Source organism: Hyphomonas sp. TMED31 (assembly GCF_002172815.1).
Lineage (GTDB): Bacteria > Pseudomonadota > Alphaproteobacteria > Caulobacterales > Hyphomonadaceae > Hyphomonas > Hyphomonas atlantica.
This window is the reverse complement of the sequence record NZ_NHCK01000009.1, coordinates 1-25,497: the sequence shown is the minus strand read 5'-3', so window position 1 is coordinate 25,497 and position 25,497 is coordinate 1. Positions and strand designations below refer to the sequence as shown.

The 25,497-nt window shown below is 60.4% G+C and carries 23 protein-coding genes; 9 read left to right on the top strand and 14 right to left on the bottom strand.

From position 1 onward, the window contains the following. Window positions 1-450: 450 nt before the first annotated feature. Both CBB91_RS01195 and CBB91_RS01190 read left to right on the top strand, forming a co-directional pair. Window positions 451-1,260 (top strand): manno-octulosonate cytidylyltransferase, encoded by an 810-nt coding sequence (locus CBB91_RS01195; RefSeq protein ID WP_273011251.1) that lies wholly within the window; start codon window positions 451-453, stop codon window positions 1,258-1,260. A 6-nt stretch (window positions 1,261-1,266) separates the two neighbouring features. Beyond that, the gene (locus CBB91_RS01190; protein ID WP_273011249.1) at window positions 1,267-1,869 is read left to right on the top strand and encodes a histidine phosphatase family protein; all 603 of its coding nucleotides are present in this window, start codon (window positions 1,267-1,269) and stop codon (window positions 1,867-1,869) included. Here CBB91_RS01190 and CBB91_RS01185 read toward each other — a convergent pair. Then, entirely contained in the window at window positions 1,866-4,253 is a 2,388-nt protein-coding gene (locus CBB91_RS01185) for a PAS domain-containing sensor histidine kinase (protein WP_273011247.1), read from the bottom strand. The genes CBB91_RS01190 and CBB91_RS01185 overlap by 4 nt on opposite strands. 121 nt (window positions 4,254-4,374) lie before the next feature. Beyond that, entirely contained in the window at window positions 4,375-6,951 is a 2,577-nt protein-coding gene (gene pepN / locus CBB91_RS01180) for an aminopeptidase N (RefSeq protein WP_273011245.1), read from the bottom strand. Between the two features lie 100 nt (window positions 6,952-7,051). Between pepN and CBB91_RS01175 the strand changes: the two genes are divergently transcribed. Continuing rightward, window positions 7,052-7,444 carry a VanZ family protein gene (locus tag CBB91_RS01175; RefSeq protein WP_273011243.1) on the top strand — a complete coding sequence of 131 codons (393 nt, stop codon included), beginning with the start codon at window positions 7,052-7,054 and terminating at the stop codon, window positions 7,442-7,444. On the opposite strand, the gene CBB91_RS01170 is transcribed toward CBB91_RS01175, so the two are convergent. Continuing rightward, window positions 7,421-8,014 (bottom strand): hypothetical protein, encoded by a 594-nt coding sequence (locus CBB91_RS01170; protein ID WP_273011241.1) that lies wholly within the window; start codon window positions 8,012-8,014, stop codon window positions 7,421-7,423. The two genes, CBB91_RS01175 and CBB91_RS01170, sit on opposite strands and share 24 nt — an antisense overlap. Before the next feature lie 219 nt (window positions 8,015-8,233). Here CBB91_RS01170 and CBB91_RS01165 point away from each other — a divergent pair, with 219 nt between their 5' ends. Together CBB91_RS01165 and CBB91_RS01160 are read left to right on the top strand one after the other, a co-directional pair. Beyond that, window positions 8,234-9,349, top strand: coding sequence for an acyl-CoA dehydrogenase family protein (locus CBB91_RS01165; RefSeq protein ID WP_273011238.1), 1,116 nt, complete (start codon window positions 8,234-8,236; stop codon window positions 9,347-9,349). Between the two features lie 13 nt (window positions 9,350-9,362). Continuing rightward, window positions 9,363-10,568 (top strand): acyl-CoA dehydrogenase family protein, encoded by a 1,206-nt coding sequence (locus tag CBB91_RS01160; protein ID WP_273011236.1) that lies wholly within the window; start codon window positions 9,363-9,365, stop codon window positions 10,566-10,568. Window position 10,569: 1 nt separating this feature from the next. Here the strand turns inward: CBB91_RS01160 and CBB91_RS01155 are convergent, their stop codons facing one another. From CBB91_RS01155 to CBB91_RS01140, 4 genes are all read right to left on the bottom strand, one after another. Further along, entirely contained in the window at window positions 10,570-11,178 is a 609-nt protein-coding gene (locus CBB91_RS01155; protein ID WP_273011233.1) for an ABC-type transport auxiliary lipoprotein family protein, read from the bottom strand. Next, window positions 11,179-12,138 carry an MlaD family protein gene (locus tag CBB91_RS01150; protein ID WP_035550836.1) on the bottom strand — a complete coding sequence of 320 codons (960 nt, stop codon included), beginning with the start codon at window positions 12,136-12,138 and terminating at the stop codon, window positions 11,179-11,181. 18 nt (window positions 12,139-12,156) lie between these two features. Continuing rightward, on the bottom strand, window positions 12,157-12,921 hold the full coding sequence (locus CBB91_RS01145; protein ID WP_035550833.1) for an ATP-binding cassette domain-containing protein: 765 nt from the start codon (window positions 12,919-12,921) through the stop codon (window positions 12,157-12,159). After that, on the bottom strand, window positions 12,918-14,042 hold the full coding sequence (locus CBB91_RS01140; RefSeq protein WP_273011231.1) for an ABC transporter permease: 1,125 nt from the start codon (window positions 14,040-14,042) through the stop codon (window positions 12,918-12,920). Before CBB91_RS01140 ends, CBB91_RS01145 begins: the two co-directional genes overlap by 4 nt. 88 nt (window positions 14,043-14,130) lie before the next feature. Between CBB91_RS01140 and dgcA the strand changes: the two genes are divergently transcribed. After that, window positions 14,131-15,114: an N-acetyl-D-Glu racemase DgcA gene (gene dgcA, locus CBB91_RS01135; RefSeq protein ID WP_273011230.1), complete on the top strand. Its 984-nt coding sequence runs from the start codon at window positions 14,131-14,133 to the stop codon at window positions 15,112-15,114. On the opposite strand, the gene CBB91_RS01130 is transcribed toward dgcA, so the two are convergent. After that, a complete protein-coding gene (locus tag CBB91_RS01130) occupies window positions 15,111-16,223 on the bottom strand; it encodes a hypothetical protein (RefSeq protein WP_273011229.1) in 1,113 nt (370 codons plus the stop codon). The two genes, dgcA and CBB91_RS01130, sit on opposite strands and share 4 nt — an antisense overlap. Before the next feature lie 107 nt (window positions 16,224-16,330). Here CBB91_RS01130 and CBB91_RS01125 point away from each other — a divergent pair, with 107 nt between their 5' ends. From CBB91_RS01125 to pip, 3 genes are all read left to right on the top strand, one after another. Then, a complete protein-coding gene (locus tag CBB91_RS01125) occupies window positions 16,331-16,759 on the top strand; it encodes a PaaI family thioesterase (RefSeq protein ID WP_035550823.1) in 429 nt (142 codons plus the stop codon). Continuing rightward, window positions 16,756-17,115: a DUF423 domain-containing protein gene (locus CBB91_RS01120; protein ID WP_273011226.1), complete on the top strand. Its 360-nt coding sequence runs from the start codon at window positions 16,756-16,758 to the stop codon at window positions 17,113-17,115. Before CBB91_RS01125 ends, CBB91_RS01120 begins: the two co-directional genes overlap by 4 nt. Window positions 17,116-17,852: 737 nt before the next feature. Beyond that, entirely contained in the window at window positions 17,853-18,842 is a 990-nt protein-coding gene (gene pip, locus CBB91_RS01115) for a prolyl aminopeptidase (RefSeq protein WP_273011224.1), read from the top strand. Between the two features lie 305 nt (window positions 18,843-19,147). Here pip and CBB91_RS01110 read toward each other — a convergent pair whose 3' ends face one another. From CBB91_RS01110 to CBB91_RS01085, 6 genes are all read right to left on the bottom strand, one after another. Further along, a complete protein-coding gene (locus tag CBB91_RS01110) occupies window positions 19,148-20,533 on the bottom strand; it encodes a sodium-dependent transporter (protein WP_035550813.1) in 1,386 nt (461 codons plus the stop codon). A 78-nt stretch (window positions 20,534-20,611) separates the two neighbouring features. Then, complete coding sequence (gene rodA, locus CBB91_RS01105) at window positions 20,612-21,820, bottom strand: rod shape-determining protein RodA (RefSeq protein WP_273011222.1); 1,209 nt, start codon at window positions 21,818-21,820, stop codon at window positions 20,612-20,614. Further along, window positions 21,817-23,757, bottom strand: coding sequence for a penicillin-binding protein 2 (mrdA, locus tag CBB91_RS01100; protein WP_273011221.1), 1,941 nt, complete (start codon window positions 23,755-23,757; stop codon window positions 21,817-21,819). The genes rodA and mrdA overlap by 4 nt, the downstream gene beginning before the upstream one ends. After that, entirely contained in the window at window positions 23,754-24,302 is a 549-nt protein-coding gene (locus CBB91_RS01095; RefSeq protein WP_035550808.1) for a hypothetical protein, read from the bottom strand. The genes mrdA and CBB91_RS01095 overlap by 4 nt, the downstream gene beginning before the upstream one ends. A 1-nt stretch (window position 24,303) precedes the next feature. Beyond that, complete coding sequence (mreC, locus tag CBB91_RS01090) at window positions 24,304-25,173, bottom strand: rod shape-determining protein MreC (RefSeq protein WP_051602618.1); 870 nt, start codon at window positions 25,171-25,173, stop codon at window positions 24,304-24,306. Window positions 25,174-25,214: 41 nt separating this feature from the next. Then, window positions 25,215-25,497, bottom strand: a 283-nt coding sequence (locus CBB91_RS01085) for a rod shape-determining protein (RefSeq protein ID WP_273011218.1), incomplete at its 5' end; no start/stop codon positions are given.

Below are 25,497 nucleotides of genomic sequence, written 5' to 3'. Positions count from 1 at the left end.
CGCCTGATCGCCGCGNTTGCACTTGCCACCTGCCCGCTCGCCGCCTGCGTCACCGCACCAGAACCCTGCACNCAGGAATGGGTGGAATACAAGACAGACCACATCCTGGGCGAATTTGCCTCCGACAATCGCGGTCTNATNAATGATCTGAAGCGNATCACCAATGATCAAGGNGATTTGAACACGTTTGCCACGATGCGCCTGATGTCACGTACTGACGACCTGCAGAATTTTGCTGACAGTTTTCAGAATGTCGTGCTGCCGGAACTGGAACTTGCCCTCGTAGAGTGCGGGCAAAGCGAGCAGTTCGCCCCTGCGCTGACAGGCTTCCTGCGCGATGAAGGCGTCGACGAGGAGGCGTTGCAATGGGTCGCGCCAATTATCGGCCTGATGCAACAATTGCGTGAAGATGAGGTGGGCAATTCTTCGCAGGTCATGTAAAGCGCGGCCATGAAAACGCTGATTGTTGTTCCCGCCCGCTATGGCTCCACCCGCTTTCCCGGCAAACCGCTGGTTGAGATTGCCGGTCGCACAATGGTCAGCCGNGTCGCTGCGATGGCATCCCGTGCTGCTGCGAAGCTGGATGACGCAGCCAGCATCGTGGCAACCGATGATACCCGCATCTCCGAACACTGCCGCGAGCTCGGCATTGATGTGGTGATGACAGATCCNAACGTGCCCTCCGGCACNGACCGGGCGTTGGCCGCCGTGGAAGCAATGGGCGTGTCTCCGGAAGTCGTCGTGAATCTACAAGGCGATTCCCCGTTCACGCCGCCCTCCCATGTTGTGGCCGTGGCAAANGCGGCGGCGCAATCCGGCGCTGATGCGGCAACGCCCTATGTCCGCCTCACCTGGCAGGCCCTTGACGATTTCCGCNCGCACAAGAAGACCACGCCCTTCTCTGGGACAACTCTGGCACACGACACATCCGGCCGCGCCCTCTGGTTTTCAAAGAATTTGATTCCAGCGATCCGCAAGGAAGCCGCGCTACGGGAAGCTGGCCCCATGTCTCCCGTATGTCGTCATATTGGTCTTTATGCGTACCGTCTGGATGCGCTGCGGAGATATGTGAAACTGCCGGAGGGTCACTATGAAACCCTGGAGGGTCTTGAGCAGTTGCGGTTTCTGGAAAACGGCATGAGCATTCAATGTGTCGAAGTGGAGCCGGATGCCATCGCCATACCGGGCATTGATGCACCAGAAGACGTTGCACTGGCAGAACGCCTGATCGCGCAGCATGGCGACCCGCTACAGGATTGATCGATTATGGCACGNCTNATCATCGTTCGGCATGGCAACACNTTCGACAAGGGCGATACCGTNACCCGTGTTGGTGGGCGGACGGATCTCCCGCTGTCCTCCTCCGGATTGGCACAGGCGGACGCGCTGGCCGCGCAGTTCAACGCCACTCACTTTGTCGCGGCGTTCTGCTCCCCCCTTGCCCGTACACGCCAGACGGCACGCNCGATAATTGGCATGCGNACCAATTCCCCTNCCCTGATCGTCCTGCCTTTCCTGACAGAAGTTGACTACGGCCCGGACGAAAACCAGCCAGAAGACAAAGTGCTCGCCCGCATTGGTGAGNCCGCGCTTGAAGCCTGGGAACGCGATGCGACGCCGCCTGATGGCTGGCTCGTCGNTGGTGATGCGCTGCGCGATGGATGGCGCGGACTGCTCGCGCGCGCAGCAGAACTCGGCGCAGACGACACCGCCCTGATTGTCACATCCAACGGCATTGCGCGTTTTCTGCCGGATGTCGTNGACGNCCAGCCGGAGCAGCTGGACCGAAAACTGAAAACCGGCGCGTGGGGCAGTGTCGAAATCACGCCCGCCGGATCACGCATCACAGAATGGAATTGCCGCCCCTAGGCGACGTCGCGCGCCTTGGCCTCGTCAACCAATTCTCGCGCGCCGGTAATCGGCAGGGTGAAGGCAACTGTCGTGCCCTCGCCTTCGATGGATGACATGATCATCCGTCCNCCATGCATTTCAGCAAAAGACTTGGTCAGCGCCAGGCCGAGCCCGGTGCCTTCATAGTTCCGGTCCTTGGTGCCGGAAACTTGTTCAAACGGCGTTGCCAGACGGGGCAGGTCTTCNGCTGGGATGCCGATGCCGGTATCNGTGACGCCGACATAGATNTCCGGCCCCCGCTGNTCGACNGTTACGGTGATCTTGCCGCCCGCATCCGTAAACTTGATGGCATTGGAAACAAGGTTCAGCACCATCTGGCGAATGGCGCGGTGGTCTGCATCGATCTCCGGCAGGTTCGGCTGNGAGTCGAGCTTCATCTCTATNTGCTTGTCCTCGGCCTTGCGGCGGATCATGCGCACCGCGGCATCGACCGGGTCCACCGGGTCGATCGGCTGCGGATCAATCGTCATCTTGCCCGCTTCAATCTTGGCCATGTCGAGGATGTCATTGATCATGTCCAGNAGATGCTGTCCGGATGTCAGNATATCCTGCGCATACCCCTTGTAGCGNTCATCCCCCATCGGGCCATACAGCTCGTTCGAGAGGATCTCGGAGAAGCCGTTGATCGCATTCAAGGGCGTGCGCAGCTCGTGACTCATATTGGCCAGGAAGGCTGATTTTGTGTGTGCGGCATGCTCGGCCTTGGCCTTTTCCTCGGAATACTTCCGGGANAGNTCCCGNTCGCGNCCCTCTGAGCGTTTCAGCTCCAGCGCAGTCTTCTGCATCTGCGCCTTCTGCTTTTTCAATTCGGCTTCGTTGCGCACATTTTCCGTCACATCCACGCCGACAGACAGCAGGCCACCATCCAGCGTAGGGCGCTCGACCAGTTTGATCCACCGGTCCGAATTCAGCTCCAGCACGACGGCGCGCTCATCTTCTTTAGACGGATGCTCAGCCCGCAAGGCCCCCGCCCGCGCGATGGCGACCGTATGGTGCGCCATGCCGGGCCGCAATGTTTCTTCCANTTGGAAATCCGAGGCAAACGCCCGGTTCCAGTACAGCAGCCGCTTGCGATTGTCCCACAGTGCGAACGGCCCGTTGAAACCCTCAATCGCCGTGCGCAACCGGCGTTCAGCCGCCTTGACGCGATCTTCTGCCTGTTTGCGCTCAGTGATATCCAGCAGCACGCCGCCATAGACATTGGCACCGGTCTGCGCATTGGTGGTGACGCTTCCGCGCAACTCCATCCAGCGAGGCGGCTGGAAACTGGTCACGAAGCTAGTCTGCACCCAGCCATCCTTGTAGCCAACGCGGAAGGCCTCCTGTACGCGCGCCTGGTGCTCCGGATGTACCTGTTGAAGCAATTCGTCGACGGTGATCACGCCATCCCCGAACATGCCCATCAGTTCAGACGCCGCGTCGCTGAGATAGACCGCGCTGGAATCGTCTGACCATTCCCAATACCCTGCGCGCACGCCCAGCATGACCGGACTCATGAACCGGTCGGCTTCCGCTTCATTTGCGCGCTCGACCAGCGATGCATCTGCCGAGTCCGAGAGACGATTCATCAGGCCCAGAATGACCAGCATCGGCGCGGCAAGCAACAGGCCAAAGATCAGCAACCGGATCAAATCATCCAGCGTAAACAAGGGCATCGTCCGACTGGAACATACCATCAATCCGCTATTGGAGACCGGGGCACATCCTGTCGCGGCGCGGTCCAGCATCGTCAGCGCNCGAAACCCGGTCGCTGGGCGCATGCCGGACAAGCCGGGCACCATCGTACCGGCGCTGAACTGGCCATCCGTTACAAATATCCCATCGCGCCCACTGCTGGCAGGCAGCCATGTGCCCACCGGCGCCATTGCCAGAATGATCTCCCCGTCGGGAGAGTTCGTGGCCACAATCAGGTCTCCCTGACGCGACAGGCCGATCCCGTGGCCGTTTGCCAGCATGGTTTCAGCCACCGGCACAGCGGCGGCCAGTCGGCTGTCGGCGGGGGCCCGTCGCGCATCCTGAAGCGTAGCCACCACATCCACGCCCGGCGTCGCCGATGCAACAGTCGTTCGGGACGCGCCCGTATCCTCGATCAGGCGCATCGCCATTTCTGCCGTGCCCGCATGACCGACCAGGCGCGCAGCGACCGTGCTGGCCTTGGCCTCCAGCGCGGCCAGCAAGCCCTCATCGGCGGTCTGGCGCTCATCCCAGGCCTTCAGGCCCAGCGCACCGGCTAACAGGAGAATGATGGCGACAACGGTCCATTTCAGGCGACGTCGGTCAGGCTCCGCGACTCCTTTTGTCGCGGCGTCCGTATCACCAGGGATGACCGAGTGGGACACCATGTTCTGTGCGCGCCAATTTATCTTAAACCCAAGACTAAACTCAGCTTCTCGGGCGTAATTGTTGCGCAATTCTTAACAAAGAGAAAGAATTCGTTAACCCAAAGCCGGGGTGATTCTGTCCCTAGCCAAGCGCGCGTGAAACGATGTCGGCAGAATTCTTTGACAAATCAGCAGCTTGCAGCCGGCGCAGGCAGGCCTCTGCCTCCGCTTTTGCCTTTGGTTCCAGGCTCCGCCATTGTTCGAATGCGGTCAGAAGCCGAGCGCCAAGTGCGGGGTTCACCTTGTCAGCTTTCAGGATGATATCCTCGACCACACGATAGCCGGAACCATCCGGGGCATGGAAGCCGGCCAGATTCTGCATCGCGAAAGCTGCTGCGACTGAGCGTACGCGGTTCGGATTACGCAAATCGAAGGCGGAATGCGCCGCGAGTTTCTCGATGGTGGCCGCATCGCCTGTCCCGGCCTGCACGCCGAACCATTTGTCCATGACGAGCGGATTGGACGTCCATTCTGCTTCAAAGTCCGCCAACGCTGTCTCGCGAGCCTCGCCGTCAAGACCGGCCAGCCCGCGCAGCGCGGCCAGTTTCTCGGTCATGTTGGTCGCGGCCTTGTAGAGCGACAGGAGGCGGTCGCCTGCCTCATCCGCGCCAGACGCCGCCAACAGACCNATCAGCGCCGTGCGGAGGGCGCGTTCGCCTGCNTGCTCTGCCCCCGGATCATAGGCTTGCGTCGATGATTCACCCAACACGCTGTCGGCGAACTGNCTCAGCTTGCCATAGAGCGCTGCCTGAAGCTTCTTGCGCGCCGCATCCAGCGCGACAGGGTCAGCGGGCTGGCGCTCAAGGAACAATTCATTCACATCCGGCAAGCGCGCCAGCAGCGCAGCAAAGGCCGGATCATCCGATGCCCCGGTGACNGCCGCAGCAATCGCATCGACCAGCGCATCGTCTGGCTCGGCCTGCGAACCTTCGGACAAAGCAAGGATTTCCTGTTTGGCGAGCGCCTGCACGGCGTCCCACTGGTTGAACGGGTCCGTCTCCAGACGGATCATTGCCAGTTGCGTTTCACGGTCCAGATTGCGCTTCAGGCGGATCGGCGCCGTGAAGTCCCGNTTGATGGATACCAGCGGACGCTCCGATCCTTCGGGAAGGTCAAAGGTCAGCGTCAGTTCTTCATCTTCGAACAGCGTAATCCACTCGGCCATGTTCCCTTCATCATCAATCAGGGCCATTTCCATNGGGATGAGCATGGGTTTCTTGTTGGNCTGNCCCGGCGTTGCCGGCACGCGCTGTTTCAGCGTCACGGCCACTTCGCGGGTTTCCGGGTTCCAGGATTCCTCCACGCTNACTTCAGGTGTTCCGGCCTGCGAATACCAGAGGCGGAACTGGGTGAAATCATCGCCGCTGACNTCTTCGAAGCAGGCATAGAAATCTTCGATCGTGACCGCCTGTCCGTCGTGGCGGTCAAAATAAAGGTCCATCCCCTTGCGATAGGTTTCCTCGCCCAGGATCCGGCGCAGCATACCGATGACTTCAGCGCCTTTCTCATACACGGTTGCCGTGTAGAGATTGTCGATCGCGCCATAGGTTTCAGGCCGCACGGAATGCGCCAGCGGGCCTGCGTCTTCGGCAAACTGACGGGCGCGCAGACGGATGACATCCTTGATCCGCTGCACCGGACGCGAGCGCATGTCGGCAGAGAAGTTCTGATCACGGAAGACTGTCAGGCCTTCCTTCAGGCACAGCTGGAACCAGTCACGGCAAGTGATCCGGTTACCCGTCCAGTTGTGGAAATATTCGTGGGCGACAATGCTCTCAATGGCTTCGAAATCCGCATCCGTCGCNCTGGCTTCATCGGCCAGCACATAGGCGGAGTTGAAGATGTTCAGACCCTTGTTCTCCATNGCGCCGAAATTGAAATCCCGCACGGCCACGATGTTGAACACGCCAAGATCATATTCCCGGCCATAGGTCTCCTCATCCCACTTCATCGAGCGCTTGAGGCTGTCCATGGCCCAGGCAGCACGGTCCGCATCGCCCTTGTCGACATGGATGGCGAGGTCGATCACCTTGCCGCTCATCGTGGTGAACTGGTCGCGATAGACATCATAATCCCCCGCGCAGAGCGCAAAGAGATAGGCAGGCTTCTTGTGCGGATCATCCCACACCGCGAAGTGGCGTCCATCATCCACATCACCCGTTTCGCCCGGCGTCCCGTTCGACAGGAGGATGGGGTAGGNTTCCTTGTCCGCCGTCATCCGTACCGTGAAGCGGCTCATCACATCTGGCCGGTCCGGATAGAAGGTGATGCGACGAAACCCGATGGCTTCGCATTGCGTGCAGAAGCGACCACCGGACATGTAAAGGCCCGAAAGGGCCGTGTTCTTCGATGGCGCAATCTCGACTTCCGTCACCAGTGTGAAGGCATCCGGCACGTCCTTAAGGGTCAGCCCGCTTTCGGTCAGCTCATAGGCGCTCTCCGGCAGAGGCGCGCCATCAATTGCGATGGATTTCAGCTCCAGCGCTTCCCCGTCCAGTTCCAGTGCGGCGTCCGCGGCACCCGTGCGCCGGATCTTGAGGTCCGCCCGCACCAGAGTCGCGTCCGGGTGAAGGTCAAACCTGAGGTCCACCTGTTCGATTTCGAACGGATAGGCGGTGTAATCGGACAATTGGACGGCAACGGGGGCTTCAGTGCGCATGTTTTCTCCGGCAAACAGAATTCCAGTCTTCCAGTTAGGGATTTGCACTGGCAACGTCGAGGGCCAGCGCCCAGTAGCTTGCAGAAAGCCGGATTTATATATGACGACCCTGCTCACCCATCCCGCCCTGCGGATACTCGCTGCGATGGCGGCGCTGATCATCGCGGCGACAATCTGCTACCTGTCACTCATCCCAGCCACCGAGGCCCCTGCCCCCCAATTTTCAGACAAGATCAAACACTTCGTCGCGTATGCCGCCCTCGCCGCCCCGCTGGGCGTTGCATTCGGAATTGGCAAAGCGCGCGTGCTGGCCGGTTTCGCAATCGCTGCGACCTACGGCATGACGATGGAAATTGCGCAGATGATGGGCGATGCAGGCCGAGAGGGATCCTGGCTCGACATTGCAGCCAATGTGGCGGGCGCGATCATCGGCCTCGCAATCGTCACGCTCTTGCGGGGGGATTGGCGCCTATTCGGCGGCGACCGTCGCTGAATGCTTTACGTCTTCCTCGTCCAGCTCATAGACAAATCGCAGGATGGAGGCGCAACGCTGCGCGACAGTTTTCAACTCTGGAGGAAACGCGTCAGGGGACTCTTCATATTGGTCCGCCACTTGCCGCGCCGTCTGCAACAGGTCCGGCGTNCAGGCAATCATGCGCGCTTGGTGTTCGATGCGCTGCGGGTCGCGGTCATACTCACTGCCTGACACACGCCAGCCGCTCAGGTCTTCCTCATCGGTGATAACAACCGGAAACGTTCCGACTTCGCTGAGGTCCGGCCCGCCAATGCGCGCGCGCCATTTCGCCTTGCGCCGCACGATATGCCAGTGTTCCAGCATGATTTCGTCATTCTCGGGACGGTGCAGGCGCGTTTCAGTCGGTGACGTGTCGTCAGCCGACAGCTCATGCGCCTGAAAGCTGCGCCCCAATCCGCACTCATAGGTAACGCGCAGGGGCTCGTCCACGTCCTTCACCCAATGGGGAATGACTTGCTCGATCAACGCCCAGGTTCCTACGGGCTTTACGAAGACGCGCTGCGCCTTGTGAAATACGGCCTTGGCCATCAACAGCTCCCGATCTCAACGCCGGTAAATGCCATCCGGGTCTTTCAGGGCCGTGAAGCGGAACGATCAAATTTCACGCAACCCGCATTTTTCCCAATCCAAAGTGGATTCAGGCGTTTCCGTTGGGTGACGGGTTTCCGCGCACGTAAAGCGCGCTATTTTCTCGGTCATTGNAGAAAATAGAGTGGCCCAACGGCCAGCAAGGGGAGCGCAAGCGACATGAACTTCGACTTTTCCGAAGACCAGAAATTCCTCGGCAATGAAGCCCGGAAATTCCTGGAATCCGAATGCCCGATGACGGCTGTCCGTCTGGTCCTGAACGATGATGATGTCAGCCACAATGCCGACGTCTGGAANAAAGTCGTCGAAATGGGCTGGCTCGGCACCGCCATTCCGGAAGAACATGGCGGCCTTGGNCTCGGCCTGCTGGAAGTCTGCGTANTGGCAGAAGANATGGGCCGCGTGCTCGCGCCAGTGCCGTGGGCGTCGACCGTCTACTTCTTCACCGAAGCGCTGAAGATNGCTGGCTCGTCCGAACAACAGGCAGATGTCCTGCCCCGCATCGTCAGCGGTGACGTCGTCGGCTGCTACGCCGCCAGCGAAGGCCCCGGCAATCCGACTGCGGCCAATCTGAAAACCACATTCGACGGTTCCACCCTCTCCGGCACGAAAGTGCCTGTCACCGATGGCGATGTGGCAACACATGCCGTCGTGCTGGCCAAGGAAGGCTCCGGCGCAAGCCTCGTCCTCGTGGACCTGACCGGTGAAGGCGTTACCCGCAAGACGCTTCAGACGCTGGACCCGACCCGCAGCCATGCCGAGATCGTCTTCGACAAGGCCCCGGCCACACGCCTCGGAAACGCTGGCGACGGCGAAATGCTGAACGACCAGATTCTGGATCACGCCGCTGTGCTGCTCGCCTTCGAACAGCTGGGCGGAGCATCCCGCGCGCTGGAAATGGCGACNGANTANGCAAAAGAGCGCTACGCGTTCGGCCGTCCGATTGGNGGCAACCAGGCNATCAAGCACAAGCTGGCCGAAATGTATGTGAAGAACGAAGTGGCCCGCTCCAACTGTTTCTACGGTGCATGGGCGGTCTCCACCGGCGCAGCGGAACTGCCGGAAGCGGCTGCTGCGGCCCGTATCGCGGCCTGCGAAGCCTTCTGGTTNGCTTCCAAGGAAAACATCCAGACTCATGGCGGCATGGGCTTCACATGGGAGGTGGACTGCCACCTCTTCTATCGCCGCGCCAAGCTGCTGGCCGTTCAGGCCGGCGCCCCGAAAGTGTGGAAAGAGAAACTCGTCCGCACCCTCGAAAACAAGAACGCCGCATAAGGAGGAAACAGACATGGACTTCAACGATACCAAAGAAGAAGCCGAATTCCGCGCCGAAGCACGCGCTTTCCTCGGCAAACACCTTGACCCAAAAGGCGACAAGCCCCTGCGCCAGCGCGTCGANGGCTCTGAATTCATGCGCCGCGCCAAGGAATGGCAGAAAACGAANGCTGAGAANGGCTACGCCCAGATCACNTGGCCAAAGGANATCGGCGGCCGTGGNGGCACACCGATGCAGCAGGTCATCTGGAACCAGGAAGAAGGCAAGTTCGANGCGCCNACCGGCCCGTTCACCATCGGCCTTGGCATGTGCATCCCGACCGTCATTGCCTTCGGGTCTGACGAGCACAAGAAACGCTATGTCGGCAAGGCGCTGAAAGGCGAGGAAATCTGGTGCCAGCTCTTCTCGGAGCCGTCCGCAGGATCTGACGTCGCAGGCCTGAAGACCCGCGCCGTGAAAGATGGCGACGAATGGGTCATCAACGGCCAGAAGGTCTGGACCTCCGGCGCGCATTATTCCGACTATGGCATCCTNCTGACGCGGACCGATCCGAGCGTGCCAAAGCACAAGGGCCTGACCATGTTCATCGTGGACATGAANCAGGCTGGCGTTGAAGTTCGCCCGATCCACCAGGCATCTGGCGGNCGNGANTTCAACGAAGTCTACTTCACCGANGTCCGNATCAAGGATTCCGANCGCCTCGGCGATGTCGGNCANGGCTGGAAAGTGGCCATCGTCACGCTGATGAACGAACGCCTCGCCGTGGGCGGATCGCCGGGCCCGGACTGGGCGGAGATCATGGCCTACGCCAAAGAGGCCGGCACCATGTCGGATCAGGCCTTCCGCGAGAAGCTGGCGGATTGGTATGTCGCAGCGCAAGGCTACAAGCTGACCAAGTTCCGCACACAGACGGCCCTGTCGCGCGGCCAGACACCGGGACCGGAAAACTCGATCGGCAAGATCATCACGGCCAACCATCTTCAGGATATCTGCAACTCGGCCATCGAGATGCAGGACCATTACGGCATCCTGACGGATTCAGACCGGATGCCAGCCGACGCCATCTTCCAGCAGAGCTTCATGTGGGCCCCTGGCCTGCGCATTGCTGGCGGTACGGACGAGATCCTGAAGAACATCATCGCCGAACGTGTTCTTGGACTGCCTCAGGATGTCCGGGTCGACAAGGACCTGCCGTTCGACCAGATGAAGAGCGGCTAGCTCAGCTTTCGGGTTCGGCCGCGTGGGCGTTGATGTACTGGCTGACAAAGCCGGCAACTTCGTCCACGCAGGCCCGCCCGGCCCCTGCCAGCGCCTTGGCGCGGTCTGCATTGGAATCGCCATCGGCCTGCTGCGTGGTTGAAACAATCGTCTGATCCAGAACATCCCGCGATGCCCCTTCGAGAAGGGTCGCACGTACCCGGCACCGCCCCGTCGTTCCGGACAGGGTGAAATCGGTCACCTGCCACGCAAGTTCATATTCTGCAAGCGCGCCCGTCTCCGGCACAATCGCCTTGCCCGATCCATTCCCTTCCAGCGCATCCAGCATTGCCATCTGGATCAGGCGCGTGGAGGAATCGGTCCACTCCACATTCGGCACCAGCCTCAGCGCACCGGAGGAATCCTCCGCTGCAATGGCCCGTCCGGCGACAAGGCGCGACGCTTCCGGTTCGCGAACGACGATGGATGCTTCAAGATCATACACCGTCTCAACGGCGGCAAACCGGTACAACCCTTGCGGCACTTTCGGTTCCGGCAAGACAGAGACACAGGCGGCCAGGCCAAAGGCGGCAACGCCCGTTGCGAGGCAGGTAGCAAGCTTACGGATCATCTATCGGCTCTCCTCATACGGGGCCGGGTCACCGACCACGAAGCCCTGTGGGTTCTGTTCAAGTTCACGCGCCACCCGGTCCAGCCGCGCGATCAACACGCGCAGATCACGGCTGGCCAGACGAGCATCCTGAAGCGCGTCCGTCGCCGGGCCTTCAATCGCATCGGCCGCGGCTGAGATGGCGCGATTGCTCTCTTCTACGGCTGTATTCGCGTTCTCCGTGACGTTTCTCAGATCAGCGATCAGCGCATTGGCTTCACCGCCAAACTGAGTGATCTGCGCGTCCGCATTGGAACTGAAAGATCCGAAGGAGGCCGAGGCCTCTTCAAACCGTTGCGCCGCAGCGGACACATCTCGCAACGTGGTCGTCGCCTGCGCCATTGTGCCATCCGTGGCGGCAAGCTGGCCACTGAGTCGCTCGATATTGGTCAGCGTCTTGGAAAGGGATTCGATATTCTCATCGGTCAGCACCAGATTGACCCGCTCAATCGTGCGCGTCGCCTTGCCAAGCACTTCGGCGCCACCGGCAAAGATCTCATCCAGTTGGGTGCGTTCTGCCTTGATCACAGGAACGGGCTGTCCGGGCCGCGCACGCAGGGAGGCCGCGTTCGGTGTGCCTGCCGTGATCTGAACAAAGGTAATGCCCGTGATACCCGCCAACTGAATCGAGGCGGTGGAGTCCACCTTAACCGGCGTTTCGGAATCGACGCGGATGCGGGCGCGAACCTTTGACGGATCCCCCCGATCAATCCGCACCCAGGACACTTCACCCACCTTGATGCCGATATAGCGGACGGACGCCCCCTGCTCCAAAGACACCGGGCCTTCGAAGACGATGTCATAGGCTTCGAAATCCTGACGGAATTGCGACTGGCCCAGCCACAATGTGAAGACTGCAACCGCCATGGTCGCTATGATAACGAACGCACCGATCAGCGCATAATTCGCACGTGTTTCCATTGTCTCCGGGCTCCTCTTCTAGTGTCCCGCAGCGGCCCGCCCACGCGGACCTCCGAAATATTCCTGGACCCAGGGATGATCAAAGGCCCTCAACTCATCAATTGTTCCGACCGCCAGCACGCGTTTCTCGCCAAGCACGGCAATCCGGTCACACGTCGCATGCAGCGTATCCACATCATGCGTCACAAGGAAGACAGTCAGGCCTAATGCGCGCTGAAGATCGCGGATCAGGGCATCGAAATTGGCCGCCGTGATCGGGTCGAGCCCGGCTGTCGGCTCGTCCAGGAACAAGAGCTCCGGATCCAGCGCCAGCGCGCGGGCAAGTGCGGCCCGCTTGCGCATGCCGCCGGACAAATCCGACGGGAATTTGGGCCCCGCATCGGCATGCAGNCCGGCCATCAGGATCTTCATGTCNGCNAGCTCTCGGCAAAGTTGCGGCGATAGCTCNGTATGCTCTTTCATCGGCACCATGACGTTTTCACGCACGGTGAGGTTCGAGAACAGCGCGCCATCCTGGAACATCACCCCCCAGCTACGCTCGACCGCGGCGCGTTCTTCGGCGTCCAGCGTCTCCAGACGCTTGCCAAACACTTCAATGCTGCCCGCTGCCGGTTCCTTGAGGCCGGTAATCGCCCGCAGCAGAACGGACTTGCCGCAGCCGGACGGGCCGATAATGCCGATGATTTCGCCTCGCCGGATATCAAGGTCCAGATGCTCATGAACAACATGGCTGCCATAGGCTGTCTTGAGGTCGCGTATGCGGATGATGAAATCATCGGTCATATGCCCATCTCCATGTAGAAGATGGCAAACAATGCATCGATCACGATGATCGAGAATATGGCCTGCACCACCGATGTCGTCGTCTTGCTGCCCAGCGACTGGACTGACCCGCCAACGTTCAGGCCTTGCCGACAGGCAATCAGTGCCACGACAAAGCCAAACACGGGTGCCTTGGACATGCCCACCCAGAACTGGTCCAGCGGAACATTGGATTGCAACCGATCCAGAAACAGGGCCGGATTGATGTCCAGCGCCATCCAGCCCACCATCACGCCGCCCGCAATTCCCGCAATCGTGCCAACAAATGCCAGCACCGGCGTTGCAACCACCATCGCCAGAATTCGCGGCGCGACCAGAACGTCCATCGGTTTAAGGCCGAGTGTCTGCATCGCGTCGATTTCCTGACGCATCTTCATTGTGCCGATCTGCGCCGTGAAGGAGGAATTGGTTCGCCCCGCCAACACAATCCCGGTCATCATCACGCCCAGCTCTCGCAACATGGCGAAGCCGATCAGTTCAACGACGAAGATTTCAGATCCGAGGTCGCGCAAAGTCGTCGCGCCGATAAAGGCGACCACCATGCCGACAAAAAACGACAGGAAGGCGATGATCGGCATCGCATCGAGACCGGCCTCTTCCAGGACAGACACAATCGACGTCCAGCGCAGCTTCCAAGGCGTCAGCACCAGACGGAACGTCGTCACCAGCGTCTCGCCCAGAAAAGCGAGCATGTCCCGCGACTCGGACAGCATGTTCATGAAGCCGCGACCGGTGCGTTCCAGCATGTCGACCAATCCGCCATGCGCCGGGCGTTTGGGCTCGTCCACATCGGTGACCGCGTGAACCTGACCGATCAGGTTTTCGGCGTTCCGATGGTCTCCCACAATATCTGCAGGCGCGTCTGACAATTGGCGCAATGTGCGGTCAATGACGAACGCTCCGGCCGTATCCAGCTGGCCCAGACCCGATACGTCCAGTGTCACACCCGCCCCACTTTCCAGGGCGCGCAAATCCTCATCCACGATCTGAACCGTGCGCACCGTCCAGTCGCCCGAGACGCGGAGCACAGTCTGTTCGTCGCTGGTTTCCAGCGCGAATTCGGGGGTGTTAGGGTTTGCCATGCAATACTTTTATACCTGCCCACCCTATCCAAACATGCTTAAGACCTGAAAAGCAGGATTGTTCAAATTTCATCTATCAGGACCATACATGGCCAAGCGGACCCTTGAAATCACTGATTTTTCTTCGCCCCTGAAGCGCGCGTTTACCATTTCGCGCGGTGCGAAGACCAGCGCGGAGACCATTCTGGTAACCATACGCCAGGATGGCGCTGTTGGCCGTGGGGAGTGCGTGCCCTATCCGCGCTATGGCGAAACCCAGCCCGGCGTGCGCGCCGCGATNGAGGAGATGCGNGCGCAAATCGAAGACGGGCTGAGCCGGGATGCCCTTCAGGACGCGATGCCAGCTGGCGCCGCACGGTGCGCCGTGGACTGCGCGNTNTGGGACCTTGAAGCGAAGCTGACCGGCACGCCTGTCTGGAAACTGGCGGGCCTGCCTGAACCCGGGCCGGTNGAAACCGCCGTGACGGTCAGTCTCGACACCGCCGAAGCGATGGGAGAGGCGGCCAAATCCACGCCGAGCAAGCTCCTGAAGCTAAAGCTTGGCGGCCCGGAGGATCTTGACCGGATCGAAGCGGTTCATGCGGCCCGCCCGGATGCGCGCCTGATCGTGGATGGCAATGANGGNCTGCTGGTGGACCANTTCCCCGGCATCATGAAGCGCGCCGCAGAACTGGGCGTCGTTCTGGTCGAGCAGCCCTTCCCCGCTGGCAAGGACGAGGCCTTGCTGCGTCGGCCCGGCGCGGTANCAGTGTGCGCNGACGAAAGCGCGCACACNAGCGCAGAGATACAGGACCTTGCCCGTCGCTATGATGCGGTCAACGTAAAGCTCGACAAGACCGGNGGCCTGACTGAAGCGATCCGCATGGTGCAGGCTGCCCGGGCAAGCGGCATGAATGTCATGATTGGNTGCATGGTCGCAGGCTCCATCTCCATGGCGCCTGCTGTCTTGCTGGCTGGCCTTGCGGATGCCACCGACCTCGACGGACCACTCTGGCTCGCCGAGGATGTGGNAGACGGCCTGACCTATACGGANGGAATGATCAGCCCACCGAAGCCCGAACTCTGGGGCTAGGCCGCGCCGTCCAGAATATCCTTGAAGCCGCTTGGCGCATGCGGGCCCATGAACAATTGCTCGAATGCGCCGATCCCTTCGGAGGACAACCCGTTCGGGCCTTCATGCCTTGCGCGGGCAATGGCCTGAATGTGCAGATTCTCNGGCTGCTGCCACGCCAGCTTTTCCGGTTCGTAGTCTTCGCGCAATACGGATAATTGATCGCCCTGATACGAGCCATGCTTGCGCTCCGGATGGCCATAGCCAATGCCCTTCATCAGGAAGGTACCAAACGGCTCGAAGCTCACCGTATGCGCGCCGCCCTGACCGTCTTCAAGGTGCAGCTTCGCAGATTTCATCCGCCGCGTTCCGGACGTGTACTGGATATCCATATGCGGCTTGTCGAGATGGATCAGATCGCCCTGCCCTGCGCCATCCATCGCCAGCACGGCGCGCGTGTTCCACGCCTCACCNGCCTCNTCATGGTTCACATGATAGAACATGGACAGGTTCGGGAAATTGGTNGGCGTCCAGATCCAGTAGAATTGNGGCGGCAGCGGCGGGATCAGCGGCTGTGTATCCTGCGCCCCGATCGGACGTACGCCCCAGCTGCGGTCACGCGTTCCCGTCCAGCTNNCCGGTGAGACATCGATCTCTGTGCCATCAATGCGCAGCTTGCCAGCCCAGCGGCCGTTCTGCGTCATGCGCGTCACATCCATCAGCATGCGCGGCCCCTGGCGGCGNGTGAAGCGCGGCTCCTCGATCGGGAAGGCCCGCCCCTCGAAGACAAGGTCCAGCGCAATGCCTTCGGTTTCCTCAACCTTCAGCCGTATGCGCTTCAGCGGTTCGACCACTTCTACTGAAAAGCCGCCAACAAAGGTATTCATCCGCTCCATGTTCAGCGGACGGGAAAAGAAGACCGAATGTTGCTTACCGCCCCTCAGAACGGACACGGCAGCGTCGATAATGTTCAGGTGCGGATAAATGCCCATCGCCGCGGCGAAGAACGTCTCGCCATCGGGAGAATAGCCATTGAAGAAATAGCGGTCGTAGAAATTCCGGTCGGAGCCTGAAAAGGCCACAGGTTCCGGTGTCTGGTGAATCGGATACTCATCTCCGGCTGTCAGCATGTCGTTTCCTTCCTTCGCGTCACCACTTGGCGGGCAACGTCCCGCAGCTAGGGTGAACGACACACACAGACGGTTCAAGCCGTGACGCAAAGGGAGCCCAAAAAATCATGACCAAGATGACGGCAGACGAAGCCAACACATTCCTGCGCGGCGCATTCGCGACNAAAGACAATCGAACTGAAGTCACGCTGATGGAAGATGGCCGGGCCGTGATGCGCCTCGTGGCGGATGAATCGAATTTGCGCCCCGGCGGNTACATTTCCGGACCGACGCAGATGTCGCTGGTCGACTCCGCCGCCTATATGGCCGTGATGACGAAGACGGGCCATGAGCCCATGACCGTGACCAGCAATCTCAGCATCAACTTCCTGCGACCTTGTATCGGGGATGTGGTCGTCGCGGATGCGCGTATATTGAAGATCGGTCAGGCTTTGGCCGTCATGGAAGTGGATGTACGGATCGAAGGCGCAGACAAGCCGTCAAGTCATGCAGTTGTGACCTATGCGATCCCGAGAGAACCGAGTGGAATGGCATGAATGCATTGGGACTGATCGCCGGCCTTCTGGGCTTTGCAGCCGTGGCGCTGGGCGCCTTTGGTGCGCATGGGCTGGAAAGTGTTCTGACGGCTGAAGGCACTGACTGGTGGCACACGGCAACGCTCTATGCCTTGCCGCATTCTGTCGCNGCGCTGGCCATTTCCCTGCACGGCAACACCGGCCTGCTGCGCAAGGCGGGCTGGGCGTTTGCNATTGGGACGATCATCTTTGCCGGAACGCTNTACGNGATGGCGTTGGGCGCGCCGCGCTGGTTCGGGGCGATCACCCCGATTGGCGGCGTTGGATTGCTGGTGGGATGGGCCCTCTGCGCCTTNGGCGCTCGAAAGGCAGCCTAGAGACGCGACTTAAGAAGTCGAACGGCTAAGCGAGGCGTATTTGTCAGCAAGACCATCTGCCGTATCGCGGGCGTCGTCGATCGTGTCTGCGAACGATTTGAGCTCCCGGTCAACTGGCGCGATATCCATGTCCATGTCGGACCGGGACGTGACATCGCCAAGGGCACCCTGGAAGTTGCGATAGGCCATCTGTGCGCGCACCAGGGCCCGCTCATAGCTCATCACATCGGCGCGGGTGGCNGAATCCTGCCCGCCGGTTTCGAGCACATCGCGGGCTTCTCGGCTGACATCCGCCAGACCGGTACGAGCGGCCTGAGCGTCCGATACGATGCGTGCCAGCACCAGCGAGGGTGCATCCGATTTCGCGCCAATGCGGGAAGCATAGTCGCGGGTTTCGTCGTCAGATTTTCCGTTGATCAGCGTGGACGCAAAGCCAGCCAAGCCGCCGGTTGCTTCAATCCAGCCCTTCTTGACGGCATCGGTGCAATATTCAGCAGAAACTTTACGCAGGGCAGACTGGGATTGTGTGAGACTGGTTTCAACCGAAGTCTCACCGGATACCATCGAAACGGTTGCGCATCCTGCCAGAAGGCATAGGGATGCACCCAGAACTATACTACGCATTTGACAGCCACCTGCACACCTGATTGGGACCACACCTGCAATAATGTTTACGGTTGCCACTGGCACAAGTCCAGTAACACCGCACAATATGACTGAGAATAAGTGAAAACTGCATGAACAGACGCTCCAACCGCCGCATTTTGTATCCGAGACTGGAATCCAGACGCTCTGGAAGGCTGCGAGTCAGCGAAATTCACGAAATTTACTGGGAAGAATCGGGGAATCCGAACGGGATTCCTGTCATTGCCGTACATGGAGGCCCCGGAGGCGGCTCAAGCCCAGAAATGAGGCGTTTTTTCGATCCGGGCAAATATCGCATCATTTTGTTCGATCAGCGCGGCTGTGGGCGCTCCACCCCGCACTCTGAATTGCGAGAAAACACGACCTGGGACCTGATCGATGACATGGAGTCGATTCGGGATGCCCTCGGCGTCGACAGATGGCTGGTGTTTGGCGGCTCATGGGGCTCCACCCTGTCGCTGGCCTATGGCGTGACCCATCCGGATCGCACGCTCGGCCTCGTCCTGCGCGGCATCTTTCTCGTCTCGAAAGCCGAGATCCAGTGGTTCTACCAATCCGGCGCCAGCCGTCTGTTCCCGGATGCCTATGACCGCTACATCAAGCCGATCCCGGAGGACGAGCGCGACGATCTTCTGATGGCCTTCCACAAGCGCCTGATCGGCGACGACAAGCAGGCACGCATCGACGCCGCCCGCGCCTGGTCGCGCTGGGAAGGCGAAACCCTGTCCATCAAGGGGCCAACGACAACCCCTGCCCGGTTCAATGAAGATGATTTCGTCGACGCTTTCGCCCGGATCGAATGCCACTATTTCGTCAATCGCGGCTTCTTCGCGTCGGACAATTGGTTGCTGGAAGAAGCCAGAACCAAGCTGAAGGATGTGCCCGGTGTGATCGTGCACGGCCGGTATGATGTGGTGACACCACTCTCCACCGCTTGGGCGCTTTCAAAGGCCTGGCCAAAAGCCGACATCCACATCATTCCGGATGCAGGTCACTCCTCCATGGAGCCCGGCATTGTCGACAAGCTGATCCAGGCAACGGACGATTTTGCCATCCAGTATGCCGACCTGATCAAGGCGTAACACAAAAGGCCGGACAGGCCGCGCCTTCCGGTTTTACGAAGAGTGTGACGGGCGGAAGAGACAGAGGCCGCGTCAGGTTTTGGTATTGGGGAAGTTCAGGTTGCGACCCTGCACCTTCCGCCGCCGGGAGAACGCATCGCCTCGTTCGCCCCACCGGAACAGGAAAGCCAGAAAGTCCGGTGACAGGAACCATCCTGCCGCAGAATTCCGCGCGCCGGATTGGCGGGCTGTTTCTACCTGTCCCCATATAAGAAAAGGGGGCGCATAGACGCCCCCTTCTCCGCATGTCTTGTGTGTGCTGTTGCCTAGATCACGCCAAGCTTGGTCAGTGTGCCAAGCACGAGGATGAAGGCCAGCGCAGGTGGCACAACCCAGCGGCACATGAAGCGCCAGAGATTCATGATCGTCCCTTCGCCAAGCTCACTGGTCAGCATCTCGCGGCTGAGGATCCAGCCCGCGAACACCGCCAGCAACAAGGCGCAGAGCGGCAGCATGATGTTGCCGGTGATGATGTCAGCAAAGTCGATGAAGTCTGATGAGAAGACATAGCCCATGCCGATCATGAACAGGACGAAGCCAATGCCCATTGCTGCCCCGGGACGGGTGACGCCTTCGCGCTCTTCCAGCCACGCAACGCCCACTTCCATCAATGAGATCGAAGACGTGAAGGCCGCAAACAGGGCCAGCAGGAAGAAGGCTCCGCCAACCCAGACGCCCAGCGCGCCCATCTGGCTGAATGCGATTGGCATCGACACGAAGAACAGGCCCGGTCCGCCGGCCGGGTCCGCCCCGAAGGCAAACACGATCGGGAAGATCGCAAAGCCAGCGATCAGCGCCACCATCGTATCGGCGCTCGCCACAATGGCCGATGAGCGTGGAATGTTGGTATCGCGGCTGAGATAGGCCCCATAGGTGACCATCAGGCAGGAGCCGACGGACAGCGAGAAGAAGGCCTGGCCCACGGCTTCCAGGAAGGTGGCCATGGTGACCTTGCTGAAATCCGGAGTCAGCAGGAAGCTGGCTGCAGCACCGGCGTCACCCTCAACGAGCGCAAAGCCGACAATGCCAATCAGCAGGATGAAGAAGGCAGGCATCAGGAAGGTGGCTGCTTTTTCAATGCCCCCCTTCACGCCGCGCGCCACGATGAACGTATTCAGCGCAATGAAGGCCGCAAGCAATGTGCCGATCATGTATTTATTGCTGATCGTCTGGCCGAAATTGGTGGAGGATACATCTGCAAGACTGACAGTTGTGCCGGTCTCTGCAGTGAGGCGCGCCGCTTCATCTGCGAAGCGTGTGAAAGTGCCGTCGAAGGCCTGGGGAATGAAGGCCAGAACCCAGGCTGAGATCACGATGTAGAAGGTAAGGATAAAGAACGAGCCCAGCGTTCCGATCCAGCCGACAACCTGCCAGTTCTCACTCTTGTTTTCGGCGCGCGCGAGAGAGTGAATGCCCTCAATCGCCGACATGCCGGATTTCCGTCCCACGGCATATTCTGCCATCAGCACGGTAAGGCCGAGGAACAGGACGCAAATCAGATAGATGATGATGAATGCGCCGCCGCCATTTTCACCTGCAGTGAATGGGAAGCGCCAGAAATTGCCCAATCCGACCGATGAGCCGACCGCGGCCATGATAAATCCAAAGCGCGAGCCCCAATGGTCCGTCTTGCGGCCAATTTCTCCTGCCATATGCCCTCTCCCCGGGTCAAAGTTTTGCGCGAACCTATCGACGGCAAAACAAAAATCAACGATTGTTATGTTTTAGAGCTAAAATATTCCGCGCGCCGTCAGCTTTTCATCCCGGTGCATGTGCGCCGCGATGATCAGGCCGAAACACGCCATTGTCGTCAGCATGGCTGTGCCGCCATAAGAGATCAATGGCAAGGGCATTCCCACGACGGGCAAGAGCCCCAATACCATGCCCACATTGAACACGATATAGAATGCGACCGTGGCCACCGCCCCTGCCGACGCCAGCCGCCCGAACCAGCTGACAGACCGCGCTGCACTGTAGAGCGACCATCCCAGCAAGACAGCAAATCCGACCAGCAGGGCCGTCGATCCGAGGAAGCCGAACTCCTCCGCAATCACGGTGAGAATGAAGTCGGTATGCTGTTCAGGCACATAATCCTGTTGCGACTGGATTCCTTGCAGGAAACCGCGGCCATTGAAGCCTCCTGCGCCGATGGCAATCTTGCCCTGCTCGATCTGGTAGCTTTCGCCGAGCGCGTTGGTTGACTCGCCAAACAATTGGGCGAGGAAGGTATCCACCCGTTCACGCTGGTAAGGTGCCAGCACGAACTGGTACACCGGCCAGACGGACGCGACACCGCCGACAATCACGGCCGTAATGATGCGCACCGACAGGCCAGCGAGGAAGATCACGACCCCGCCGGAAGCAACCAGAGCAAGCGTGGTTCCGAAGTCCGGCTGTTTGAAGATCAGGGCCGCAGGCAACAGGATGATCGCCAATGCGCCGAGGTGTACGAGAATGCGCCCTGTCTGGGGCTGCAGTATCATCTGGTAGTATCGCGCGAGCGCCAGCGTTACGGCCAGCTTTGCAAACTCCGAAGGCTGAACGGCCACAGGCCCGACCTGCAACCAGCGCTGCGCGCCGCCGCCTGTCACACCCATGAGTTCGACCAGCACAAGCAATACCAGCGTGCCAGCATAGGCCGGAAACGCCAGCCGCATCCACCAGGACAGCGGCAGCATGGCAAGGCCGATCATCATCACGAAACAGATGACCAGGCGCACCAACTGAAGTTTCCAGAGATGCGCCTCGACCGGGTTCGTGTGCGCCGAAGAATAGAGCATCGCAATGCCGGTCAGCGCCATCGCCGCGATGAGGAGGATGAACCCCCAAGGCAGGCGCATAAGCTTTTCGAGCACGCCCTGATTTTCAAAGCTCAGCGATGTCGCCGTTCGTGTCCGCGCTTCGCCTCGCGAAAAACCGGTAAAACCTTCGCGGTTCATGTCGGCTCTCCCTCATCCTTCATCGAGGCCGGCAGGGAAGCACTTTGAGAATAGGTCGGCTTGCGACGGCTATCGGTCTTGAGCGCGAAATGCAGGATATCGCGCGCCACCGGAGCCGCTGTGCGCGAACCGCCCTCCCCGTGCTCGACCACGACAGAGATGGCGTATTTCGGATTATCGGCGGGCGCATAAGCCACGAACAGGGCATGATCGCGCAGCTCGCGCGCAATCTCACTGCCCGAGCGTACGCCGCTGAGGCGCTCTTCGCGGGTGATGCGTCGTACCTGTGCTGTCCCCGTCTTGCCGGCGAGGCGCGGCCCTCCGAGGCCCAGATCGCCAGAGCGATAGGCCGTGCCGCCACCCTCCGACGTCACGCCATACATCCCCGCTTTCATCAGCTTCATGATTTCTGCATCCAGCGGCGCATCCAGCGAATGGTCGTCCGCCGAGTTCGGACCGATGCCGATCATGCGCGGTGTGAAGGGCTTGCCCTCTGATGCGATGCGCGCCGTCATCAAGGCTAGCTGCAGTGGAGTCGTGCCGAGTTGCCCCTGGCCAATTCCGAAATTGAGCGTTTCGCCTTCGTACCAGTTTTCCTTGCGGACGCGCTGTTTCCATTCCCGGTCCGGCACAAGACCGCCCCGTCCGCCGGTCATGCCCAGAACCCAGTCTTCGCCGAAGCCAAATTTGCGGGCGACCTCAGCGATCTTGTCAACGCCGGTGCGGCGGGCAATTTCATAGAAGTAGACGTCGCACGACCCCTTGATGGCCGTATGCAGATTGACCGAACCGTGCCCGCCCCGCTTCCAGCAATGCCAGGTGCGGTTACCGAAATGGTAGTAGCTGTTGCAATGTACCCGGTCGGTCGGCTTGATCACGCCCGCCTCCAGTGCGGCCGTCGCAACCACCATCTTGAAGGTGGAGCCCGGCGGATACACCCCGCCATGCGCACGCGGATAAAGCGGCGAGCGATTATTGTCGCGCAGCTCTGCATAATCCGCAGACGAAATACCGTTTACAAAATCGTTCGGGTCGAAGGCCGGTGTGGACACCATGGCCAGCACGTCGCCGCTTTCCACATCGAGCACCACGGCTGCGCCGCTTTCGCCCTCGAAACGCTCAATCGCCACACGCTGGAGGTCGGAATCGATGGTCACGAACAGATCCCGCCCCGGCGTCGGCGCCAACCGCTCATCCGGGATTTCCTCAATCACGCGGCCATGCGCATTGGTGACGAGCTTGCGATAGCCGGGCTTGCCGCGCAGCCATTCCTCGGCGAAACGCTCCATACCCTGACGACCCGTGCGCATGTCGGGATGCCGGAACATGGTTTTCAGCGTTTCAGCTTCCTTGTCGCTCATGTCGTCAGTCAGGCGCACAAGATCATCCTGGCTTGCGCGNGCGACATANCCCAGCACATGGGCNAAGTCNCGNCCGCGAGGATAGGAGCGCGTCAGCGCCATCTCGACGTTGACGCCCGGCATCTCCGCNGCATGCACGTTCATCCGTGCAAAGTCTTCATAGGTCAGNTCNTGCGCGACCGTGACCGGCACGAAGCCNGCATTGCGACGACGGCTCATGCGAACTTCATTCGCGATCCGCTCCAGGCGCTGGTCCGGCACCTCGATCAGGGACGCGATGCGTGCCAGNGTNTCNTCGGGATTGTCGGCCTGTTCCGGAATAATGGAGATNCGGCCCGCCCGGCGATGCGACGCCAACGGGCGGCCAAAACGGTCCAGGATTCGCCCCCGTTGCGGCGGGGCNAGTTGCAGCTTGATGTGGTTTGCCTCGGCCTGCGCCTGATAGCGTTCCTGATCCAGGATCTGCAATTGGAACAGACGCCCGATCAAACCGGCCCAGACAAGCCCGCCCGCTGCACCCGCAATGGCGGCGCGACGTGTGAATGCGTGATCGAGATCGGCGGGTTTCTTGCTCATGAGGCTTGCCCCACACTCTCACCGGGCAGGCGGCCCAGATCAAACACTTTGTTCAGCACCGCATACACCAGCCCCGTCGTCATCAGCGACGCCACCAAAGGCAGCACCCGGACGGCATGATCTTCCAAGGTCGACGCCATGAGCCAAAGCAACAGGAAGGCGCCCGAGAACAGCAAGATCGGCGAAAGAATGGCGATCAGCGGCTCGTTCATGACGTCGAACATGTCCGCAATCGCCGCGCTGGCGCCATAGGCGAGCAGGTTCAGGATCACGAAGCAGCCAATCGGCGCGTGGAAGGTCACATCCTGCACCAATCCGAAAATGATCAGCAAGATCATCGGGCGCACCGACAGGCCCACCCTGCCCCAGCCTACGGCACCCCAGAGCGCAGCATATGGCCATGCGATTGAAAACCCGAAGAATTCGCGCGGAGTCAGCCCAAGCAGACCAATGGCAGCAATCGCAAACGCCCCGAACAGGAGGCGGGGCGTTGGGCCAGTCTGCGACCACAGGCTTCGATTGGGACGGCTGCTGGAGCGTGACATTCTATTGGCGCGCTCCCTGTGTCGGGCTGGCCGCTGGCTCGACTTCCTCCACCGGAAGCGCCATCGGTTTCACGATCTCTGGCGGCGGGATCATCTGGACGTATCCTCCGTCGCGCTCCGCCATCGAGAATTTCACACGCCAGTCATCCCCGGACTTGCGCACTTCTCCCACCACCAGACCGCGCGGGAATGCTCCGCCCTCGGCTGAAGTCAGAATACGTTCGCCTTCGACGAAGGCGTCTCTTTCCGGCAAATCCGTCAGGCTGCCGAGGCCATCCCGGCCACCATAGAGAATGGCGCGCACACCGCTGACTTCGCCCATCACAGGCACACGGCTGTTGAAGTCCGTGATCAACAGGATACGGGAAGAATATTCGCCAAGCTGGATCACCCTGCCGACAAGGCCGCCTTCATTCAGCGCGACCGCCCCCGGCTCAACGCCTTGTGCCCGGCCAGCATTGGCCAGAATTGTCTGCGCGAATGGCCCGTCATTCTCTGCGGTTACGCGGGCCGTTACGCCGCGCGCGGGCGGCTCGCCCATCAAATTCAGGATCTCTTCATAGGCCTCAAGCCGCTCAGCCATTGAAATGGCGGCAGCCTTGTAGCGCGACAGGTTTCGCACCTCGGCTTCGAGTTCCTTGATGCGGCGCTCGCGCTTGGCCTGACCGGTGACCCAGGCCCAGACATTCATCCCCTCATTGCCGCCAAACTGGTCGCCAACCGTTGTGCGGACGGGATTGAACATGGAACGGATTTGCGGGGCAGATTGCGCAAGGACAAGGGCAGCGGCAGCAAAAATGAACACGCCGAGGATCAGACGCTTGGGAGAGCGTTTCTGACTCTTCGTTGCTGATCGGCCGAGGCGCGCCATTGGCCTGTCCCTTTGCGTGTTACCCCTGTCTGCTCATGATGTCAGACTTCCGGTGAAAGCACCGTACGCATCTTCGTGAAATTCTCGAGCACGTGCCCGCAGCCATTCACAACACATTTCAGCGGATCGTCGGCGATCATTACCGGCAGCTGAGCCTGCTCGCGAATGACCGTGTCGAGATTGCGCAGCAAGGCGCCACCGCCCGTCAGAACAATGCCGCGGTCCACAATGTCGGCGGCCAGTTCAGGCGGCATGGCTTCCAGCGCAATCTTAACAGCATCAATGATGTCCGTCACGGGCTCGCGCAGCGCTTCGGCGATCATG

Bases quoted from the DNA above. Each gene is read 5' to 3' on its own strand.
- CBB91_RS01175 (WP_273011243.1), top strand. From the start codon at position 7,052: ATGACGACCCTGCTCACCCATCCCGCCCTGCGGATACTCGCTGCGATG.
- CBB91_RS01155 (WP_273011233.1), bottom strand. From the start codon at position 11,178: ATGATCCGTAAGCTTGCTACCTGCCTCGCAACGGGCGTTGCCGCCTTT.
- CBB91_RS01150 (WP_035550836.1), bottom strand. From the start codon at position 12,138: ATGGAAACACGTGCGAATTATGCGCTGATCGGTGCGTTCGTTATCATA.
- CBB91_RS01140 (WP_273011231.1), bottom strand. From the start codon at position 14,042: ATGGCAAACCCTAACACCCCCGAATTCGCGCTGGAAACCAGCGACGAA.
- pip (WP_273011224.1), top strand. From the start codon at position 17,853: ATGAACAGACGCTCCAACCGCCGCATTTTGTATCCGAGACTGGAATCC.
- CBB91_RS01110 (WP_035550813.1), bottom strand. From the start codon at position 20,533: ATGGCAGGAGAAATTGGCCGCAAGACGGACCATTGGGGCTCGCGCTTT.
- rodA (WP_273011222.1), bottom strand. From the start codon at position 21,820: ATGAACCGCGAAGGTTTTACCGGTTTTTCGCGAGGCGAAGCGCGGACA.
- CBB91_RS01095 (WP_035550808.1), bottom strand. From the start codon at position 24,302: ATGTCACGCTCCAGCAGCCGTCCCAATCGAAGCCTGTGGTCGCAGACT.
- mreC (WP_051602618.1), bottom strand. From the start codon at position 25,173: ATGGCGCGCCTCGGCCGATCAGCAACGAAGAGTCAGAAACGCTCTCCC.